The organism is Psychrobacter sp. FME13 (assembly GCF_014861395.1).
GTDB lineage: Bacteria > Pseudomonadota > Gammaproteobacteria > Pseudomonadales > Moraxellaceae > Psychrobacter.
The window spans coordinates 1-3236 of the sequence record NZ_RRYV01000229.1; the positions used below are offsets into that span (position 1 = coordinate 1).

Annotated in this window: 6 protein-coding genes; 5 read left to right on the plus strand and 1 reads right to left on the minus strand. The window is 41.0% G+C overall.

Features of this window, described 5'->3' with window-relative positions:
- The 5 genes from EI164_RS17210 to EI164_RS15300 form a co-directional block, all read left to right on the plus strand.
- Window positions 1–195 (plus strand): hypothetical protein (locus EI164_RS17210; protein WP_225739345.1); only part of this gene is annotated, 195 nt, incomplete at its 5' end.
- A gap of 23 nt (window positions 196–218) precedes the next feature.
- Window positions 219–464 carry a hypothetical protein gene (locus tag EI164_RS15285; protein WP_192520809.1) on the plus strand — a complete coding sequence of 82 codons (246 nt, stop codon included), beginning with the start codon at window positions 219–221 and terminating at the stop codon, window positions 462–464.
- 110 nt (window positions 465–574) lie between these two features.
- Window positions 575–1450, plus strand: coding sequence for an N-acetylmuramoyl-L-alanine amidase (locus tag EI164_RS15290; protein ID WP_192520811.1), 876 nt, complete (start codon window positions 575–577; stop codon window positions 1448–1450).
- A 50-nt stretch (window positions 1451–1500) separates the two neighbouring features.
- Complete coding sequence (locus tag EI164_RS15295) at window positions 1501–2247, plus strand: pyridoxine 5'-phosphate synthase (RefSeq protein ID WP_192520813.1); 747 nt, start codon at window positions 1501–1503, stop codon at window positions 2245–2247.
- Between the two features lie 21 nt (window positions 2248–2268).
- Window positions 2269–2454, plus strand: a complete 186-nt coding sequence (locus EI164_RS15300; protein WP_192520814.1) for a hypothetical protein — start codon at window positions 2269–2271, stop codon at window positions 2452–2454.
- 47 nt (window positions 2455–2501) lie between these two features.
- On the opposite strand, the gene EI164_RS15305 is transcribed toward EI164_RS15300, so the two are convergent.
- Window positions 2502–2861: an ACT domain-containing protein gene (locus EI164_RS15305; protein WP_263972675.1), complete on the minus strand. Its 360-nt coding sequence runs from the start codon at window positions 2859–2861 to the stop codon at window positions 2502–2504.
- Between the last annotated feature and the right edge of the window lie 375 nt (window positions 2862–3236).

Consider the following 3236-nt stretch of genomic DNA (forward strand, 5'->3'; position numbering starts at 1 on the left):
CTTCTATGTCAATTATGGCTATGTCTGATGCCAGCATACTTTTTAGAACACCACCTAAAAATAAATTATGCACTAGTGGATTTAGAACCTATGCAATATATGTTTACCGAATCGATTCACTACAACCTCATACCCTCGGGTAAAGAAACAGCACCTGTATATGATGTAGATATGCAACCAAATAGCTTGTGCTAACGAATAAATTGTCGAGGTGTATTATGTCGGACAAGGCAAATGAAGTGAAAAAATTCAGCTTAGAAGAGATCACAAAACTATTGATAAAAGAGAGCCACATAACTGAAGGTTATTATCTAGCGCTAATTGTTCCAACAATAAATGGTGGACAGTTTAAATCGAAAGACGGTGATGGCTCGAAACAGGGTATTATCATTGAATTCGATAGTGTTCGCTTATTAAAAGTTGATGAGCATACTGAGAGTGCAGTAAGTGCGGCTGATATGTGATCGCGTTATGGTCGAGTATAAGCTTTGTACTTTCGATAAAACAACCAACATTCTAACTAGTATATACAAAAAGGTGAGCTTTATAGCACACCTTTTTTATTGAGCATTTCATGGTAAAAAACATCTTTTTAGCGTTTAGCCTAACGCTGCCCTTGATTGGTTGCGTGACCACGACCTCTCCCGTCGCGACAACCAAGAGCTACATCGTAGATGGTAAAACCTATCAAGCCACTGGCAAAAGCGAACGCATCAAAACCATTGTCCTGCACTATACGGTCTCAGACAATGAAAGATCTATCAACACACTGACCACAGGCAAGGTCAGCGCCCATTATCTAGTGTTAGATAATGATGATGATAAAATTTATAACCTCGTACCAGAGAACGAGCGCGCTTGGCATGCCGGTGATGGCGGGTTTGCAGGACGCACGATATTAAACGATACCTCTATCGGTATAGAGATCGTCAATGTAGGCATTGCGCCTGAATATAAGGATGCGCTAAAAGACGGTACGCTGGCGTATCATCCTTATGACCATTATGTGGCGTTTGACCAGCTACAGATCAAAAAGGTCGCGGAGTTGGTGCAAGATATCACGGCAAGATACGACATCTCACCCAAAAACATCATCGGTCATTCAGACATGGCACCCTCGCGTAAAATAGACCCCGGTGCAAAGTTTCCTTGGGAGCAGCTATATAAACAATATGCTATCGGCGCTTGGTATGATGGCGCTGATAAGTTTGCGTTTATGGACATAGAAGCGTTTGCGGCAGCCACAATACCTGAGATTAAGCAGCAGTTTCGTGATTATGGCTATCAGATTAACAGTAGCGACGAGTGGGACAAGGCCAGTCGTGATGTCATTTATGCATTTCAGTTGCACTTTCGACCGCGTAACCCAACGGGCGAAATAGATTTAGAAACTTATGCTATTTTAAAGGCATTAAATAAGAAGTATGCTGATAGCGACAATTTTTATTAGCCATTAACAATCAAAAATCTATCCATAACAACAATGAAAAAGGAAATACTATGAGCACATTGTTTAGCGTAAATTTGAATAAATTGGCTTTAATCCGTAACTCCCGCGGTACGGACTACCCTAACCTGCTGTACTTTGTAAAAAAGCTGATCGACCTAGGCGTTAAAGGCTTTACCGTACATCCGAGACCCGATGAGCGTCATATCAGATACCAAGATGTCTATGATATCAGTGCATTCTTAAAAGACTATCCAGAGATTGAGTTCAATATCGAAGGCAACCCAAACGAGCAATTCTTAAAACTCATTCGTGAAGTAAAACCACATCAATGCACGCTCGTGCCAGACAGTGAAGATCAGCTGACTTCAGATCATGGCTTTGACATCATCACCCATCATGCGTTTTTATCGACGTTAAGCAAAGAGCTGCAAGCGTTCGGTACGCGCTGTGCGGTGTTTATTGACCCTGATATCGAACAAATCAAAGCGGTCATCGAGAGTGATGTGCAGACGATCGAGATGTATACCGAAGAATGGGCGCGCGCTTACAGTAATGGTAAGAGCGATGACAATATTGATTTCGATGAGGTCAAGCAACGCTTTAGCGACTGTATCAATCTAGCCAATCAAAACGGTATCCGCGTCAATGCTGGTCATGATTTGAATTTGGATAATTTGGCTGAGCTGCTCGCGCTTAGTGATATCGCTGAGGTGTCGATTGGTCATGCGTTTACGATTGAGTCGCTGGAACAAGGCATGGATAATGTGGTGCGTCAGTATTTAAAAATATGTGATTAAAAAGCATTAGCAGGAGTCAATATGAGTGACTTAACAGGTAAAGAGCAACAAAACGAGCTTGAGAAATATCTAGAAGAAAAAGCCAAGCAAGCACAGACAGATGAGCAGGAAGCGAAACCGCTTTCTGCTTATGATGCTTGCGTGCTAAAGGAAAGTGCTAAGATTCATGAATTGATTGCTGAGGCTCGGAAAGAAATTAAGAAATGATTTAGACGTTAACGATACAGATTTGCAAATATAAAATTTCAAACTGTCTATTTATGACCCAGCTCTTTTAACGCCGATAGCGCCTGCTCCGCCTTGTCATTCGATACAAATATATGGTCATGATAATAGGCAGCGATCACGTTGGCACTGATACCTTTTGAGGTCAATTTGGTTGACACTGCTGCGGTTAGACTTACGGTGTCTAGGCTTGAATGTACGGTTAAAGTAATTTGCTGAAAAACACCTTCGTAGTTCAAACCAGCTTCCTCGGCTTTATGCTTGGTTAATACTAAAGTTAGACCTTCTGGCTCCTTAAACGTAGCTATCGGTTCTAGGTGAAGATATTGTTCTAACTTATCAGCTACTGAGCAAAATACGAACGCTTCATCTACAAGCTCTGGCTGCATCGCATCGAATCAAGCAATTTACTTAAGTCTTTAATTCCTGCCATTTTCTTAGTCCTGAATTTATTTAACTCTAGTATTTGATACTGGTATTGAGTCGCTACCTAACTTTGTCAGGCTGTAAACAGTCGTCTTTGATAATCTAAAATTGCAGTGCAATTTTTTAACGCTTTTCAGGATTAGCTCTAAAAACTATCAAGCCTTAACAATCAAATCAGGCTGCTTATCCAACCTACGCACTTTTTTAATGCTTAGATTAACACATGAAGTGCAATACCAAATGCAAGGTGAAAAAAAGACCTAGATGCGCTAGCATCAAAGTTTTTATCCACCGACCAAAGTGAGATTGCAACCATGAGCTATACACATCTAAGCCTA